This window comes from Vagococcus sp. 211, from assembly GCF_056322705.1.
Genome location: NZ_CM150475.1, coordinates 1035859 through 1053109, shown reverse-complemented (window position 1 = coordinate 1053109; position 17251 = coordinate 1035859). Strand labels below are relative to the sequence as shown.

Genomic DNA, 17251 nt, shown 5'->3' with positions numbered 1-17251 from the left:
TGTGTCAGTTAATGATAGTCAATGGGAATATCAGTCGTTTATTGAAAAAAAAATGACGGTTCTTTTAGAAAATGCCGCAGGAAAACGAGAACAGAGAAAACAAGTATTTCACCATTGTCAAACCTCTAACAACAGTACTGTTGTTCTTAGACTAGGTAAGAATCAACCGATGATTCCATTCCTAACCGTTAGAGAAAATTTACTTCTTGGTATTAACCGAAAAAAGCAACAGGAATCACTATTACTGATTGAAGAGCATTTATCTTTGTTTAATCTGACATCGTCAGTGTTAAGCTTAAAAGCACAATGTGTTTCTTTAACAGATCAAACAATCCTACAGCTCCTTCGTGCCATTATCCTTGAACATCATCTTTTAATTTTTGATTACGATATGCCTCAAACGAAGTCTGAATCTAGGTTTTTATTAGAATTGATGCCGATACTCAAAAAATTTAACATGCTTCAAGAAAGTACTATTACTATTGTCACGCAAAATGAAGAAATTCTAAACTCGAAATATTACGATTTTTGTATTTTACTAGATAACATTAAGACTGTTACTGCTTAGGCTAACAGTCTTTTTCTATACAAAAAAGAGCAGATAATCTGCTCTTTCGTTACTTATTTTTATTTTTCTACTCCGTAAGCCACATAATTCGTATTAAGCAATTGTGCCACGTGAACATTCTCAGATAAACTACTACCACCTACTGAACCACATCCTAATGTTAAAGAAGGATTCAAGTTAGTCGTACCACCAATTGCGCCAAGAGAAGCCAATGTATTCACTAAGATACGAGAAGCTGGAATACGCGTTCCAAAGGCTCTTACAACCTCATCTGATTCAGTATGAACCATGGCTGTATGTCCTGCTCCTTCGTTTCTTAACAACGCATCACATACTTTAATGCCTTCTTCACTATCTGCGACTGTGAACAATGCTAAGATCGGTGATAATTTTTCTCTAGAGTATGGGTTTTTCTTACTAATCTCTGACTGCTCTGAGATTAATATTTTTGTTTCTTCAGGTACAGTAATATCACTCAGCTCAGCAATAGCTAAGGCTGTTTTACCTACGATTTCAGGATTCATAGCGCCATTGTCACGCATAATAAACGCCCCAACTTTAGCAGATTCTTCTTCCGTCATCATGTACACATGTTGTGCTTCTAATTCTTTTAATACCTCTTCTTTAATGCTTTCTTCTACAACTAAAGATTGTTCTGAAGCACAGATTGTTCCGTTATCAAACGTTTTACTGCTGACAACGTCTTGGATGGCTTGTTGGATATTTGCACTTTTTTCAATTAAAACAGGTGTATTACCAGGACCAACACCAATTGCTGGATTTCCTGATGAATAAGCCGCTCTTACCATTGCTTCTCCACCTGTTGCTAAAATTAAAGCTGTAGATGGGTGCGCCATCAAAGCTTGTGTACCTTCTAATGAAGGCTCAGAAATCACTTGAACCAAATCTTTTGGAGCATCTAATGAGATTAATACTTCTCTAATAATATCTACAGTTTGGCTAATAGCATTCAATGCTTTAGGATGTGGTGATAAAATAATCGCATTGCGTGTTTTTAAGGCTAATAATGATTTATAAATCGTTGTTGATGTTGGATTCGTCGATGGAATTAAAGCTGCGACCACTCCCATTGGTACCGCAACTTTTAACATTTTTTTCTCTGTTAATTCTTCTACAATTCCCACCGTTTTAATGTCTTTAATGCTCTCGTATAATACTTCACTAGCAAATAAGTTTTTTGTCGTTTTATCCATTACATTTCCAAAACCTGTTTCGGTTTGGGCAAGTTTAGCTAACTCTACTGAGGCATCCTTTAATCGTGACGCGACTTCTTTGACAATATTATCAACTGCTGCTTGATCAAAGCTTGCGTAATCTGCTTGTGCTTCTAAGGCGTGTACCATTAATCCGTTAATTGTTTCTGTCATGTTAATTCCCCCTCGTTTGATACTCTTACTATACCTCCTAGTAAGCGGTTTACTTTAGGAAAAACATGACCCTTTTTAGGATTATTATATCTAACTTTGTTACCTTTATAACATGCTCTCTCATTTCAGCATGCCACTTATATAAGCGTTTGCATCTCCTTGTTTTTATGCTATACTCTACGTACAAAAAACACCTTTACGGAGATGATACTATGTGTTACGTTCAAATTGCGACACCCATCGAGAAAGATCGTCTGTATATCAAAAAAATCATTCGACGTGATTTCTTTAATATCACTTTATTACCAGATGCCTTTTCCACAGAAGACGTCTTAAATACCGCGCAAGAACACCCAATTAATTTATTATTTCTTTCTCTTTCTTCTGACATGAAAGAGCCCTTTCGGTATAAAACAGAATTATTAATGCAACAACCAAATACTAAAGTCATTCTGATTGATACAGAAAAAAACTTTGATAATTTACAAAAATCCATTCGTTGTGGTGCCATCGACTATTTGGTAAGTCCTTTAGATGAAAAAGAGCTACAACAAAGTATCCATCGAAGTATTTTATCTTTAAACCAAGTGTCTCTTCTCCATTATCCAAGAACGGATATCACTGATAACAAGTCGGAACAAGTTAATCAGATTATTCAATACATTCATTTGAACTATCAAGAAGAAATAAATTTGACGACACTCGCTAATTTTTCTCACATGCATCGTAATTATGTGAGTCGATTATTCAAAGAGGCCACAGGCATGCCTTTCACTGAATACCTCACTTTCTACCGAATTGAACAGGCCAAAAAACAACTGGTGACAACAACAGATTCTATCGCCCTAGTCTCTGAACATGTTGGGTATTCAGACCCAGCTTACTTTAGTCGCATCTTTAAAAAAGAATCAGGTTACACTCCTAATCAATACCGACAACAGTTCACAGATTCTTACGTCCCAGCAGACACAGATTTTGCATTGGCTCATTCTATGGACTAAAAAAGCACATAACCTGTTAAAAGGCTACGTGCTTTTTTTCTTGCTTATTTTTTTGTTAAGACAGTTAAACATTCAATATGAGTTGTTTGTGGGAACATATCAAATGGATAAACAGTATCCGTTGTGTAACCTGCTTCAGCGTATACTTTTAAGTCTCTCGCTAATGTACCTGGGTTACATGAAATGTAAATGATACGATCTGGATTCATTTCAACGCTGGCTTCAATAAATTGAGCGTCCAATCCTTTTCTTGGTGGGTCAACAATGATAACGTCACTCTCAATGCCTTTTTCTACCCATTCAGGGAAGATATACTCAGCTTTACCAACTTGGTACTCCACGTTTTCGATGTCATTCATTAGTGCATTAGTTTTAGCATCTCTAATGGCTTGAGGAACCATTTCAATACCACGTAACTGTTTCACTTGTTTCGCTAATGATAAACCAATCGTACCAATACCACAGTAAACATCTACTACAGTGTCTGTTGGTTTAAGTTCAGCTAATTCAATGGCTTTCGTATACAGTGATTCTGCTTGTACTGTATTAATTTGGTAGAATGAGCTAGCTGAAATACAGTAAGTGTTCCCTAATAATGTGTCCTTAATGTAATCTCTACCATGTAACGTTACGAATTGATCACTCATTAAAACGTTTGTTTTTTCAGGGTGAATGTTTTGAACAATCGATACTAAGTTAGGCACTTTTTCGGCCATTTCTTCTACCATTTGTTCTACTTTAAAGATTTTAGCTTTACGAGTTACTAAGACAACCATTAATTCATTTGAATAATGGCCTTTACGAATCATGATATTTTTCAATGTACCTGAATGTTTCTCTTCATCGTATGGTTTTACGCCATATTCTTTCATAATATCTTTAAGAATAACTAACGCTTCATCAATCGCTGGATCTTGAATATAAAAGTTCTCCATTGGTACTAAATCATGAGAATTTTTTCTAAAGAAACCAGTCTCTAATTCACGGTTTACTTTACGTACTGGAATTTGAGCTTTGTTACGGTAAGCATAAGGTTCTTCCATACCCACAACTTCTGCCACAGAAATATTATCAAACCCACCAATACGTTGCATAGCTGATTCCACTTGGTGTTGTTTGAAGCGTAATTGCGCTTCGTATGTCATGTGGTGTAAAGGAGCAATCCCTGTTCTGATCCATTTGTCATCCACATCTGTTACGCGGTCTGGACTTGTTTTAATCCAGTTAGTCACTTTACCAAAAGCAAATTTTTTCGTTGCTTTAAGAACAAGCACTTCCACTTCTTCCCCTGGTATCGCGTTTTCAATAAAGATTGGGTAAGTATCTACTTTCCCAACACCCATACCGTCATGTGTTAAGTCAACAATGGTTACCTCATATACTTCATTCTTTTTAACGGGACAATTACTATTATTATTTTTCATTCATCTTCTCCTTATCTGAAATAGAAAACTGAAGAGGGTTACTCTTCAGTCTCATCATCATTTCCTAATATCTGGCCATCACCATTAATATCTTCGTTTGTTAATTTTTCAATCTGTTTCACAAATTGATCCGTCACTTCTTCAATTTCACCATGCACAGCTGTTTCCGGAATTTCATCCATGTTTGCAAAAAATTCAATGTGTTGTTGTAAGTTTTCAAACGTCATTGGTGCATCTCCACCATAGTCTCCATCAAGGTTCATCATCATTCTGAAACTTGGGTCTACAGGTTCAGCGCTCAATTTTGCCGTCTTGGTATATATAATGCGGTCATCATTAATATGTTTACCACCATTTAACATCATAGCAACTAAATGCATAATTTCAAGTACATTTGCTGTTTTTACGATAATTAATGAAAATTTACCATCATCTAGCTTGGCATCTGGGGCTATTTGCTCAAAGCCACCGATGGAATTAGTCAGTCCTAAAAAGAACATCGAGGCTTCCCCGTTGTATTCTCCTTCATCAAATACTAATTTCATGTCAATCGGCTTCACACGAGGCAACATTTCCGCTCCCTTAGCTAAATACGCCAAATAACCAAACACACTCTTCAACTGAGAAGGAACTTCGTAAGTTAATTCCGTTAAGTATCCCCCTGCTGCGATATTCATGAAATAATTATTTCCAGCCTTACCAATGTCCGATTTGATGGTCTGATTTTTCAAAATTACCTCAGCAGATTTTAGTAGATTGTCCCGTGGAATACGTAAGGCACGGGCAAAATCATTGGTCGTGCCTCCAGGAATAATCGCTACTTTTGGTCGCTTTTCAAGAGGAGCTATCCCATTAATGACTTCATTAATGGTACCATCTCCCCCTGCGGCAACAATTAAATCAAATCCAGCCAATGCAACACGACGGGCTTCTTTCTTCGCAGAAAATGGCTCAGGGGTGGTAGCAAAGGCACTTGTTTCATATCCTGCTTTTTCAATAATTACTAGCAAGTCAGCTAAGTTTTTCTTCACTTGTTCTTTACCTGACGTTGGGTTATAAATTAAACGAGCTTTCATTCGTGCCATCTCCTTAACAACTATTATCTCTTACCTAGTTCTTCCACAATCAATTTATTTAAGACACCTGGGTTACCTTGTCCCTTGGTTGCTTTCATCGCTTGACCGACTAAGAAGCCAACCGCACGAGCCTTACCATTTTTAAAGTCTTCAATAGATTGTTCATTGTTATCTAGAATATCATTAATAATTGGTAATAATTGTGCTGGGTCAGATAATTGGACTAACCCTTTTGCTTCAACCACTTCTTTAGCGTCTCCACCGTTTTCGATTAACTCTTTGAACACTTTTTTAGCAATCTTAGAACTGATCGTACCGTCAGCAATTAAGTTGATCATGCCAGCTAAGTTACTTGGGGTTAATTTTGTTTCGTGTAACTCTTTTTTCACACTGTTTAAATGAGCAGAAACTTCACCCATTAACCAGTTAGAAGCTTGTTTAGGATCAGCACCATTATCAACCGTTGCATCAAAGAAATCTGACATCGCACTTGATAAAGTTAAGACCATCGCATCGTATTCTGGTAAATCTAATACGGTTGTGTAACGTTCACGACGGGCTGCTGGTAATTCTGGTAAGCTATTGCGTACTTCTTCTACCCACTCGTCTGAGATTTCTAATGCAGGGACATCTGGCTCTGGGAAGTAACGGTAATCACTAGCCCCTTCCTTCACACGCATTAAAATACTTGATTTTGTCGCTTCGTCGTAACGTCTTGTTTCTTGTTGGATTTCTCCACCAGATAATAAGACTTGCGCTTGACGTTTTTCTTCAAACATTAACCCTTGTTTCACGTAAGATAATGAGTTCAAGTTTTTAAGTTCAGCTTTTGTTCCAAATTTTTCTTGCCCATAAGGACGTAATGAAATATTGGCATCACAACGCATTGAGCCTTCTTCCATTTTCACATCACTCACGCCTGTAAATTGGATGATTGATCTCACCGCTTCAAGGTAAGCATAGGCTTCTTCTGGTGAACGCATGTCTGCTTCTGATACGATTTCAATTAGAGGTGTCCCTTGACGGTTTAAATCCACTAATGAATAACCATCAGAACTGTGAATGTTTTTACCAGCATCTTCTTCTAAATGCACACGTTCAATACGGATGCGTTTTGTTTTGCCTTCAACCTCAATATCAATCCAACCATCATGACCAATTGGGTTCTCATCTTGAGAAATTTGGTAGGCTTTTGGATTATCAGGGTAGAAGTAGTTTTTACGGTCAAAATGAGTGGATTGAGAAATCTCACAGTTTAGCGCTAAGGCAGCTCTCATACCAAACTCAACAGCACGCTTGTTAAGTACAGGTAAAACACCAGGCATACTGTAATCCACAATATTAGTATTTGTATTTGGTTCTGCTCCGAAATGAGCAGCTGATGTAGAAAATATTTTTGTGTCAGTTTTTAATTCAACGTGAATTTCTAAACCGATAACTGTTTCAAAATTCATTATGCGTTACCTCCTAAAATAATGGGCGTCATTTTGTGGAATGCTGTTGCTTGTTCAAAGGCATGAGCCGCTTGATACATTGTCTCTTCTTCAAAATGATTTCCGATTAATTGTAAGCCAATAGGCATTCCTTCTGAGAAGCCGCCAGGAATACTCATTCCTGGTAAGCCCGCTAAGTTAACTGGAATGGTTAAAATGTCACGCATATAAGCCGTTACAGGATTATCTGCATCCGCACCAAAATCATAAGCCACAGTTGGTGATACAGGGCCTAAGATTAGGTCATAATTAGCAAATACTTCCTTGAAGTCATTCATAATAAGGGTTCTTACTTGTCCTGCTTTTTTGAAGTAAGCATCATAGTACCCAGAACTTAATGAGAACGTACCAAGCATGATACGACGTTTCACTTCTTCACCGAATCCTTCAGAACGAGAATTAATATACACATCTTCTAAGTTATTAATATTCTCTGAACGGTAACCATAACGAATACCATCAAAGCGTTGTAAGTTAGATGATGCTTCTGATGAAGCAATCACGTAGTACACTTCTACGCCATATTGAGAATGAGGTAAGCTAACCTCTTCAACAACTGCTCCTAATTGCTCATAAACAGCTACAGCGTTCTTCACAGCTGCTTTGACATCAGGATGTACACCTTCTGTCATAAACTCTTTAGGTACACCAATACGCATGCCTTTGATGTCTTTGTTTAATGATGCTGTAAAATCAGGCACTGCTTCTTTAGAACTTGTACCATCATTAACATCATGACCTGAAATGGCATTTAATATCATGGCATTGTCTTCTACTGTACGAGTCATTGGGCCAATTTGGTCTAAACTAGAACCAAAAGCGATCAAACCAAAACGTGACACACGGCCATAGGTTGGCTTCATTCCAACAATTCCGTTGAATGACGCAGGTTGGCGAATACTACCACCTGTATCCGTTCCTAATGCTGCGGGTACTTGACCAGCTGCTACGGCTGCTGCCGAACCACCTGAAGAACCACCAGGAACCTTGTCTTTGTTCCAAGCGTTAGTTGTTTTCTTGAAGTAAGACGTTTCCGTTGTCGATCCCATAGCAAACTCATCCATGTTTAGTTTCCCTACTGGAATTGCCCCAGCTGCATACAATTTACTCATAGCTGTCGCGTCATACATAGGCATAAAATTATAAAGCATCTTGCTTGCCGCAGTGGTTAATACATCTTTTGTTACGATGTTATCTTTAATCCCTACTGGAATACCAGCTAAAGGTGCTTCTATTCCTTCTTTATCCATGTGACGAGCCATTTCTAATGATTTGGCTTCGTTAAGTGTAATGAATGCTCCTAATTGGTCTTCTGTTGCATTGATATGTGAAAAACTACCTGTCACAACCTCTTCGATTGAAACCTCTTTGTTCTTTATCGCTGTTTGTAATTCTTTGACTGATAATTCATGTACCTTTGTCATTATGCGCCAGCCTCCCCATTATCCATAATTGCCGGAACTTTAATGAAACCATCTTGTGTTTCTGGTACGTTACTCATTAATTCGTCACGTGTGTTGGTTTGAACGACAACGTCTTCTCGCATCACATTAATTTCTTTTGTCACGTTAGACGTGAATGCAACACCTTCTGTGTCTACCTCTTCCAAACGCTCCATCATCTCTATGATTTGGCTCATTTGCTCTGTAAACATATCTAATTCTTCTTCTTTAAATGATAATTTTGATAAATTTGCTACTCTTTTGACTTCTTCTTTCGAAATTGCCATTTGTCTGTCACTCCTCATCTATCTTCTCTTCTGATTTTATGAACGCTTCGTGCTATTTTCAATGGCTGACACCATTTCCTCTTCACTCCACACGTCAATTCCCAGGTCTTGAGCCTTCACAAGCTTACTGCCTGCTTCTTCTCCAGCTACCACAAGGTCTGTTTTTTTAGACACACTGCCTGTCACTTTGCCACCCAGTGCTTCTATTTTCTCTTTGGCATCTGTTCTATTATAATGCATAAGCTTCCCAGTTAACACTACTATTTTATCTTTGAAGACAGACTCTACGTTTGATAAGTCTGCTTTGGTTTTGCCTAAGTAAGTCAAGTTAACATGTGCCAGTTTGAATTCTTCGATTAAATCATGTACTTCGCTGTTGGCAAAGTATTTTTCAATACTATCTGCTATAATCGGTCCAATTGTATCAATCTGATTCATCTCATCTTTAGTTGCCACCATGATTTTGTCAAGGGTGCCATACTCTTGGGCAATGATTTTAGCTGCTTTTGCGCCAACATGCTGAATACCTAAACCAAATAATAATTTTTCAAGAGAATTTGCTTTACTCTGTTCAATAGCAGTTAATATGTTATTGGCTGATTTCTCTTTGACTTTATCTAACGTCAGTAATTGTTCTTCTGTTAAAAAGTACAAGTCTGCCACGTTTTTAATTAGCTCTTTGTCATACATCTGCTCTAGAACACGTGGGCCTAAGCCATCTATATTCATCGCATTGCGAGAAACAAAGTGATTAAGTCCTTCTTTTAGCTGAGCTGGACACATTGGGTTCATACAACGAATCGCTACCTCTGATTCAATTCGCTCTAACTCGCTGTCACACGTTGGACAATGAGTAGGAATTGGGTAAGGCTCACTTGTACTCTCTCTTTTATCCACCAAGACACGCGTCACTTCGGGGATAATATCACCGGCTTTATGAATCATTACATGATCAAGTAATCGGATATCTTTTTCTTGAATTAAATCAATGTTATGCAAACTAGCCCGCGCTACAGTTGTTCCAGCAAGTTGGACAGGATCCATTACCGCAGTAGGTGTCACTACTCCCGTACGCCCGACTGTCCACTCAATCTCTCGAATCACAGTCTCAGCTTCTTCTGCAGGGAATTTATAAGCAATCGCCCAACGAGGCGCTTTTACAGTGTACCCAATGTCCTCTTGTGCACCAAACTCATTGACTTTAACCACAATACCATCAATTTCATAATCAAGTTGGTTTCGTTTATCAGAGAAAGCCTCGATAAACGACCAAACAGACTCAATATCATCACAGACTTGTCTCTCATGATTGGTTTTTAGGCCCAAAGCATCAAAATGATCTAAGGTGTCACTTTGAGTTTCTACTTCTAAAGCATCCACTTCTGCTGCACTATAAATAAAAGTACTTAAGTTTCGCTTAGCTGTAATGCTTGAATCAAGCTGTCTTAAACTCCCCGCTGCTGCATTACGTGGATTAGCAAAGACTGATTCTCCTTGTTCTTCACGCTCCGTGTTTAATGCCACAAAGGACGCTTTTGGCATATAGCACTCACCGCGCACTTCAATATCCAACGCTTCTTTAAGTTGTAAAGGAATCGCTTTGACCGTTCTCAAGTTTTGAGTAATGTCTTCACCAACCGTCCCATCTCCTCGAGTTGATCCTTGAATAAATTTGCCTTGTCGGTATTTTAAATTGATGGCTAACCCATCAATTTTAAGCTCAACCATGTAACTAATAGGTTGAGTCGTCAATTTACGAATACGCTTATCAAACTCAACTAGGTCTTCTTTGTTAAACGCATTTCCTAGACTAAGCATGGGAACCGTATGTTCTACTTTACTGAAGCCCTCTAACAGCTTCCCTCCCACACGTTGGGTGATAGATTCCGGTGTAATAAGGTCTGGATGTACCGTTTCAAGGTCAACCAACTCATGATAAGCTTTATCATACTCACTATCTTGTACGCTAGGATTATCTTTTACATAATACTCATGTGCCCATGTATCCAGTTGCTCTCTTAAAGCGATAATACGCGCTTCTATTTCTAATCGTGTCAAATGCATCGTCCCCCTTTTAATCGACTTTTGTTATCGGTGCAAAGGCTGCTAGTAACCGTTTAATTCCTTGTCCAGGAAAAGCGATATCTAGTTCTAAATCTTTCGACGTTCCAGATACTTTTACTACTGTTCCTACGCCCCATTTTTTATGTTCCGCTTTGTCTCCAGGTTGCCACGTGCCTTTTTCTCCGCCTGTTTCTACCGTGTTATGCACGACTTTATTAGCTGGCTGACTGTAACTTGTGCGGTTGCCATACGAGCGATTGGTAGGTTTAGAGCCTTGATAACTCATTTGTTTGTTCACTGTTTCAATCACAGTCTCATCAATTTCTTTAATGAAACGAGAGGGGCGATTGTACTGAGTTCGACCATATAGCGTTCGACTGCTCGCATTGGTGATAAAGAGTTTTTCTTCCGCACGGGTAATCCCCACATAAGCTAATCGGCGCTCTTCTTCTAACTCGTCTTGTTCCAATAGGGCTCGTGATAAGGGGAAAATTCCTTCTTCAAGGCCTACTAAGAAAACGCAAGGAAATTCTAATCCTTTAGCAGCGTGAAGTGTCATAAATGTCACTTGGCTTTGGTCTTCCTCTAAAGAATCTATATCGGAAACTAAGGCCAAATCATTGAGGAAAATACTCATCTTAGATTGACCATCTAATTCTAACTCTTCGTCATAATCCCCTGATTCAAACCGTTTATCGAATTCTTGGGTTACCGTTAAGAATTCCTCTAAGTTTTCTAGACGAGAATGAGATTCTAATGTATTTTGTGCTTTTAAATCGTCGATGTAACCGGATTTATCCAAGACCATTTCTACTACTTCAGTAATAGTTAAGAAAGGCACCATCTTAGTAATGTCTTTGACCATTTGACCAAATTTTGCTAACTCCCCACGGGCTTTACCTGTTAGAGGGGTTAATTCCACATCTACTGCTGCTTGAAGCAATGACCAACCATGAATATCCGCGAAATCACGCAATTTTTGGATTGTTCCTGGCCCAATGCCCCGTTTAGGTACATTGACAACACGTTCAAAACTCAATGAATCCATTTCATTCGCCATGATTTTTAAATACGCCAAAATATCTTTGATTTCTTTTCGGTCGTAGAACTTATGACCACCCACCATTTTATAAGGAATATTTGATTTTAAGAAGGTATCTTCCACCACACGAGACATAGCATTGGTGCGGTAAAGCACACAAAAATCACCGAATTTTCGGTTGTTTTCTCTTATTTCTTTTTGAACTTGGCTCACAATAAATTGCGTTTCGTCTCGTTCGGTACTACCTGTGAAATATTGAATCTTGTCTCCTGGCTGATTGCCTGTCCACAAATCTTTTTTACGACGGTCATCATTATGGTCAATGACACTGTTTGCTGCTTTCAAAATATGCTGTGTTGACCGATAGTTTTGCTCAAGTAAAATCGTTTTGGCATTATCGTAATCCGCTTCAAAGTTCAGAATGTTTTGCATATCTGCCCCGCGCCAACCGTAGATACTTTGGTCCGCATCACCTACCACACATAAATTTTTAAAGCGGTCTGATAGCAGTTTAACCAATTTATACTGGGCGTGGTTGGTATCTTGGTACTCATCCACATGAACGTATCTGAATTTATTTTGATAGAAAGACAAGATGTCGTCGTTTTCTTCAAACAATTGAATGGTTAACATGATTAAATCATCAAAATCTAAGGATTCGTTTTGATGCAATTCTTTTTGATAACGCGTGTAACACGTTCCTACTATTTTTTCAAAAAAGCCAGTATAGCGCTCTTTATAGGCTCTTGGGGTTAAAAGCTCATTTTTGGCATTACTAATTGCCCCTATGATACTTCTTGGATCGTATTTTTTTGGATCAATGTTTTCTTCTTTTAGGATACGTTTCATTAACGTCAATTGATCACTTGAATCTAAGATTGTAAAGTTCTGATTGTAACCAATTGAAGTAATATTTCGTCTTAAAATACGCACACACATCGAATGAAAGGTTGATACCCATACATCCTCTCCCTCAGGTCCTAATAAATTCACGACACGCTCTTTCATTTCTTTAGCTGCTTTATTAGTAAAGGTAATCGCTAAAATATTCCATGGGTTTACTTGTTTTTCTTCAATTAAATAAGCAATTCTATGCGTTAAAACACGTGTTTTCCCACTTCCAGCACCCGCCATAATAAGTAGGGGACCTTCTGTTTGTAACACGGCTTCTCGTTGCTTATCATTTAAACCCGCAATTAATTCTTTTAAACTAGACATGAGGTACGAACATCCTTTCTTATTCAATCCTTTCTATTATAACAAAAATCACCACAAATTTCTCCGGTAAATATCAGATGACTGAAATTATCTTTTTTGTTTCATAAAGACACTTTCATGACACGACTTCCCCTCTTCTCCCCTCTCTAACAAGAAACAAAAAATAATTTGTACACAAAAAGCCTTTGATGTATAGTTTAGTTATATTAATGATATCTTTGGAGGAGAATATTAATAAATAATTCAATAAAAAAGAGGACTTAACATGACAAAAAAATGGCTAACGACTACCCTACTGCTGTCAACTTTATTACTAGCCAGCAGTTGTTCAAAAGAAGAACCAAAATCAGTAGCACAAAGTAGCACCTCTAGCACTACTCTCGTGAAAGAAGCTCATTCAACAACGATAGAAACAAGTATATCTGATACGACAGAAAGCAGCGAAACAACCGTAAATAGTAGCACAGAACCTTTTATTAGTGAGTCAGAGGAAGTGAGAAAACTACCTGATCAACTACTACCTTATACAGATGATGAAATTGAATACGCCAGAGTTTGGTTAAGCGTGATGGGGGCTAATTATTTAGATCATTTAGACAACGATTTTGAATTAAATATCTTCACTACTCATCAAGGCGAACCTATCAGCCCTTATGGCGAAGGGAGTATCGATTGGCCTTTTGATACGATAACGTTAACAGGAAATTTCAGTTACCAAGGTCAAATCGTTTATACAAGCAACCATGACGGAAGCATTAATGTCTACGACGTCCCTTCTCATTGGCATCAACCTGCTGAACAGTTAAATGACCCTGTTTATATGGAAAATTTCACACAAGATATTGTAAACCATCCTCGCGTGGTCAATGTTGAAGTTGGCAATCCAGATGTGGTTGAAGCATTGATTAGGATGGAAGTTAAGAGGTAAGGATATAAAAATAACCATCATATAAAAGCTAAATTAACTTTATAATTTACTCTGTTAATTTAAATAAATACCCCCTTGGATCTTTTCTTTACGATTTTTACATCATAAAGAAAAGATCCAAGGGGGGCTTATTCACTTTTTCTTCAAAATTTTTATTTGTCCATATGGTAAAACAGGAAAACTCATTAATATACTTTCTTCACAGAAGTTACCTAAATCGACTTCTCATTGCAACAATTATCCAAACCTTAATCAAGTCAAATTATTAGTCATCGATATAAATGTCGCTTACTTCCAACTCACAAAGAGCGGCTTTACGTCAATAAAGATTTTTATTGATGGCTTTTATGTTGTTAAACATTGTAATAAAGCCCTTCAAGACTTTCGTATTAAAGAGATGAAGCCATTAAAAAAATCAGATAGCTTATCGAAAATTAAAAACCAGCTGGCGTAGTTTCCGTTAGCTATATTATCCCAACCAATTGAAACTGTGGAGATTGACCGACTTCTAGATTATTCAGAACCGTTAAAAGAAGCTTATCACTATTTTCAAGATATTATGGCTGCATTTAGAAGCTATAAACACCCATATAAAAACTTTAAAACGCGTATCATAAAAATTTAAAACATTTGAGAGTATAGCGTTAAGAATATTCGTGATGAATAACTTCATTTAAATTAAATAAAAAAGATGAATGAAACAAGTTCGTTCCACTCATCTTTCGACTTCATTTTGATTCATCAACCATATTTGATAAAGAGCCATAAAATTTTCTTAACGTCATACAGCGATTACATTTAAAAATAAATAACTCCTTGTTAATCACGAACTGGAGCGAATAGTTAGAGCTTAATCCAATTAACATATAACACATTATATATTACTATTATCCATAATGAATAACAGTTGCAGAACCGCCGTCAAAAAAAGCAGAAATATTTTCTAATGAGGTTATCACAGCTTTACTACTGGGACTCTTTTCTACAAACTCTATTGTCGCTTCAACTTTAGGTAACATACTCCCAGGAGCAAATTGCTCCTCCTTTATCCATTGTTTCAATTGACTAATTGTCACCTCTTCTAGCTTTTCTTCATTCGAAAGATTATAGTTGATATAGACATGATCCACGCCAGTTAAGATTAATAGATAATCAGCTTCTACTAATTCTGCTAATTTAGCAGAGGCAAAATCTTTATCAATAACCGCCTCAACACCTTGTAATCCTTGCTCATTCTGAACAACTGGAATACCTCCGCCTCCTGAAGATACTGTAATAACATCTTGAGAAACGAGCTTTTTAATTATCTGATGTTCAACAATACTGATTGGTTTAGGAGAAGGTACAACTTTACGATAACCACGTCCAGCATCTTCGATATAATGTTCTGTACTAGTTGCGGCTTTTTCCTTTGCCTCTTCTTCTGTTAAGAATGGGCCTATCGGTTTTGTTGGATTTTTAAAAGCGGGATCATCGTGATTGACAACGACTTGTGTGATTACCGACACAACATTTTTTTCTAATCCTGCATCAACTAAAGCATTTTTCAATTCTTTCTGTAACCAATAACCAATACTCCCTTGGGTCATTGCTACGCAAGTATCCAACGGTAAAGCTGGATTCCCTATAGAGTCACTCGCGGCTTGTTGCAAAAGTAAATTACCAACTTGTGGCCCATTTCCATGACTGATAATTAATTGAAATCCTTGTTTAATTAGTTCAACTAAATGCTTACTTGTTTGACGTAATGCTTCCATTTGCCCCTGAGCAGTCGGATCATCAGTCAAAATAGCATTTCCACCTAGCGCTACTACTACTTTTTTACTCATAATTTCCTCCACTGTACATTCTAATTATTATTTATCTCTTAAAATGGTCCATAACCAATAAAGTAAGCAATTAATAGAAAGACTATCCCTAAAATCATCCATACTGTAATGATTGGCATCACAAATTTCAACCACTTTTGATAAGGTATTTTAGATATTGATAATTGCGCCATTAAAATACCTGATGTCGGAATAACTGAATCCATTAATCCTGCTCCAAATTGATACGCTAAAACTGCCGTTTGTCGTGTGACACCTGCAGCATCAGCTAAAGGTACCATAATAGGCATTGTTGCTGCTGCTTGACCACTTCCAGAAGGAATCAAGAAATTAATGATGATCTGAATGAAATACATCCCAACCCCAGCTAACGCTCCCGGAAAAATTGTGATAACACTTGTTAAGTAATAAATAATAGTATCTAATATAATACCTTCTGTCATCACTACTAAAACGCCTCTAGCTACGACGATTGTCAACGCCGCAAAGAGCATTTCTTTTGCTCCTTCGACAAACAAATCAGCTATTTTCCCAAAAGGAACTCTACCTACCATACCACTGACGATTCCCATTCCTAAAAAGACAGCTCCTAACTCTGGAATAAACCATTGCCATTTAAAAACACCAATCGATAGCAAGACAAAACTAGCTATAAAAACTAACGTGACATAACCATGTTGTTTTGTAAAAATAATCTCTTCAATTTCATTTACTTGTTCTTCTTTTTCTTTCAATTCTAACTCATAAATATAACTTTTTTCTGGATCTTTTTTTATTCGATTCGCATATCTCACTACCATCCAAGAGGTAACACTCCAATACACAAAAAATATAATCAAGCGTAGCCATGCTCCTGAAAATAAAGGTAGCTCAGCAATTTCTTGTGATATTCCAACTGTAAAAGGGTTCATCACACCAGCGTTAAAACCCGCAGCAGCCCCTAATTGGATCATCGCCATACCAACTAGACCATCATAGCCTAGTTGGCGTGCAAGCGACATTCCTAAAATCAGTAACACAATGGTTTCTTCGTTTAAACCAATAGTGGAACCCGTAATACTTAAAATCAACATCACAATAGGAATCGTTAAATATTCTTTTCCTTCAAACAAATCTGCTAATCGCTTAATCCCAGCTTCTAGCATACCTGTTTCATTAATGATGGTAAAAGACCCACCCGCAATTAATATAAAAAAAACAATCTCTTGAACATCTGCAAACGCTGTAAAAAAAGATCTTAAAAATCTAAATGGGCCAACTGGAGATTTGTCAACAAAATGAAAGGAATCAGGTACAATCATTGTCCTCCCATTTACTAGTTCTCTTTCAAACATACCCGCTGGTATAATCCATGATAATAGGGCCATTATTGACATAATCGAAACAAGAAGGACCAATGTATTGATCGTCTTCATTGAGAAGTTGCTTCCTTTTTCTTTTGTTTTCATAATCATCCACCTTAAACCATTTTGTTCCGCTATCAGCGCTTCA

14 protein-coding genes are annotated in these 17251 nt (G+C 37.4%); 4 read left to right on the top strand and 10 right to left on the bottom strand.

The annotated features are described in order from the left end of the window. Position 1 precedes the first annotated feature (1 nt). On the top strand, positions 2-568 hold the full coding sequence (locus ACVWM0_RS05205) for a hypothetical protein (RefSeq protein ID WP_476473562.1): 567 nt from the start codon (positions 2-4) through the stop codon (positions 566-568). 59 nt (positions 569-627) lie between these two features. On the opposite strand, the gene ACVWM0_RS05200 is transcribed toward ACVWM0_RS05205, so the two are convergent. Beyond that, positions 628-1956 carry an aldehyde dehydrogenase family protein gene (locus ACVWM0_RS05200; protein WP_476473561.1) on the bottom strand — a complete coding sequence of 443 codons (1329 nt, stop codon included), beginning with the start codon at positions 1954-1956 and terminating at the stop codon, positions 628-630. Positions 1957-2168: 212 nt separating this feature from the next. Between ACVWM0_RS05200 and ACVWM0_RS05195 the strand changes: the two genes are divergently transcribed. Then, a complete protein-coding gene (locus tag ACVWM0_RS05195) occupies positions 2169-2957 on the top strand; it encodes a response regulator transcription factor (RefSeq protein WP_476473560.1) in 789 nt (262 codons plus the stop codon). Positions 2958-3001: 44 nt separating this feature from the next. Here ACVWM0_RS05195 and rlmD read toward each other — a convergent pair whose 3' ends face one another. From rlmD to pcrA, 7 genes are read right to left on the bottom strand one after another with little or no spacing between them, the layout of a single operon-like run. After that, positions 3002-4381, bottom strand: coding sequence for a 23S rRNA (uracil(1939)-C(5))-methyltransferase RlmD (gene rlmD / locus ACVWM0_RS05190; RefSeq protein WP_476473559.1), 1380 nt, complete (start codon positions 4379-4381; stop codon positions 3002-3004). 38 nt (positions 4382-4419) lie between these two features. Next, on the bottom strand, positions 4420-5466 hold the full coding sequence (locus ACVWM0_RS05185) for a diacylglycerol kinase (protein ID WP_476473558.1): 1047 nt from the start codon (positions 5464-5466) through the stop codon (positions 4420-4422). 14 nt (positions 5467-5480) lie between these two features. Further along, a complete protein-coding gene (gene gatB, locus ACVWM0_RS05180; RefSeq protein ID WP_476473557.1) occupies positions 5481-6911 on the bottom strand; it encodes an Asp-tRNA(Asn)/Glu-tRNA(Gln) amidotransferase subunit GatB in 1431 nt (476 codons plus the stop codon). Further along, positions 6911-8374 (bottom strand): Asp-tRNA(Asn)/Glu-tRNA(Gln) amidotransferase subunit GatA, encoded by a 1464-nt coding sequence (gatA, locus tag ACVWM0_RS05175; RefSeq protein WP_476473556.1) that lies wholly within the window; start codon positions 8372-8374, stop codon positions 6911-6913. The genes gatB and gatA overlap by 1 nt, the downstream gene beginning before the upstream one ends. After that, a complete protein-coding gene (gene gatC, locus ACVWM0_RS05170; protein ID WP_476473555.1) occupies positions 8374-8679 on the bottom strand; it encodes an Asp-tRNA(Asn)/Glu-tRNA(Gln) amidotransferase subunit GatC in 306 nt (101 codons plus the stop codon). The genes gatA and gatC overlap by 1 nt, the downstream gene beginning before the upstream one ends. 36 nt (positions 8680-8715) lie before the next feature. Continuing rightward, a complete protein-coding gene (gene ligA / locus ACVWM0_RS05165; protein ID WP_476473554.1) occupies positions 8716-10743 on the bottom strand; it encodes an NAD-dependent DNA ligase LigA in 2028 nt (675 codons plus the stop codon). A 10-nt stretch (positions 10744-10753) separates the two neighbouring features. Then, positions 10754-13003 carry a DNA helicase PcrA gene (gene pcrA / locus ACVWM0_RS05160; RefSeq protein WP_476473553.1) on the bottom strand — a complete coding sequence of 750 codons (2250 nt, stop codon included), beginning with the start codon at positions 13001-13003 and terminating at the stop codon, positions 10754-10756. 265 nt (positions 13004-13268) lie between these two features. On the opposite strand from pcrA, the gene ACVWM0_RS05155 reads away from it, so the two are divergent. Together ACVWM0_RS05155 and ACVWM0_RS05150 are read left to right on the top strand one after the other, a co-directional pair. Further along, entirely contained in the window at positions 13269-13931 is a 663-nt protein-coding gene (locus ACVWM0_RS05155) for a hypothetical protein (RefSeq protein ID WP_476473552.1), read from the top strand. A gap of 67 nt (positions 13932-13998) precedes the next feature. After that, on the top strand, positions 13999-14385 hold the full coding sequence (locus tag ACVWM0_RS05150) for a transposase (RefSeq protein WP_476473667.1): 387 nt from the start codon (positions 13999-14001) through the stop codon (positions 14383-14385). A 433-nt stretch (positions 14386-14818) separates the two neighbouring features. Here the strand turns inward: ACVWM0_RS05150 and arcC are convergent, their stop codons facing one another. Both arcC and ACVWM0_RS05140 read right to left on the bottom strand, forming a co-directional pair. Then, positions 14819-15763 (bottom strand): carbamate kinase, encoded by a 945-nt coding sequence (gene arcC / locus ACVWM0_RS05145; protein ID WP_476473666.1) that lies wholly within the window; start codon positions 15761-15763, stop codon positions 14819-14821. A 35-nt stretch (positions 15764-15798) separates the two neighbouring features. Further along, the gene (locus ACVWM0_RS05140; protein WP_476473551.1) at positions 15799-17208 is read right to left on the bottom strand and encodes a YfcC family protein; all 1410 of its coding nucleotides are present in this window, start codon (positions 17206-17208) and stop codon (positions 15799-15801) included. Positions 17209-17251: the final 43 nt, after the last annotated feature.

What these genes read in the sequence shown, in the direction of transcription:
- ACVWM0_RS05200 (WP_476473561.1), bottom strand. Translation starts at nt 1,956, where the DNA reads ATGACAGAAACAATTAACGGATTAATGGTACACGCCTTAGAAGCACAA.
- ACVWM0_RS05195 (WP_476473560.1), top strand. Translation starts at nt 2,169, where the DNA reads ATGTGTTACGTTCAAATTGCGACACCCATCGAGAAAGATCGTCTGTAT.
- rlmD (WP_476473559.1), bottom strand. Translation starts at nt 4,381, where the DNA reads ATGAAAAATAATAATAGTAATTGTCCCGTTAAAAAGAATGAAGTATAT.
- ACVWM0_RS05185 (WP_476473558.1), bottom strand. Translation starts at nt 5,466, where the DNA reads ATGGCACGAATGAAAGCTCGTTTAATTTATAACCCAACGTCAGGTAAA.
- gatB (WP_476473557.1), bottom strand. Translation starts at nt 6,911, where the DNA reads ATGAATTTTGAAACAGTTATCGGTTTAGAAATTCACGTTGAATTAAAA.
- gatA (WP_476473556.1), bottom strand. Translation starts at nt 8,374, where the DNA reads ATGACAAAGGTACATGAATTATCAGTCAAAGAATTACAAACAGCGATA.
- gatC (WP_476473555.1), bottom strand. Translation starts at nt 8,679, where the DNA reads ATGGCAATTTCGAAAGAAGAAGTCAAAAGAGTAGCAAATTTATCAAAA.
- ligA (WP_476473554.1), bottom strand. Translation starts at nt 10,743, where the DNA reads ATGCATTTGACACGATTAGAAATAGAAGCGCGTATTATCGCTTTAAGA.
- pcrA (WP_476473553.1), bottom strand. Translation starts at nt 13,003, where the DNA reads ATGTCTAGTTTAAAAGAATTAATTGCGGGTTTAAATGATAAGCAACGA.
- ACVWM0_RS05155 (WP_476473552.1), top strand. Translation starts at nt 13,269, where the DNA reads ATGACAAAAAAATGGCTAACGACTACCCTACTGCTGTCAACTTTATTA.
- ACVWM0_RS05140 (WP_476473551.1), bottom strand. Translation starts at nt 17,208, where the DNA reads ATGAAAACAAAAGAAAAAGGAAGCAACTTCTCAATGAAGACGATCAAT.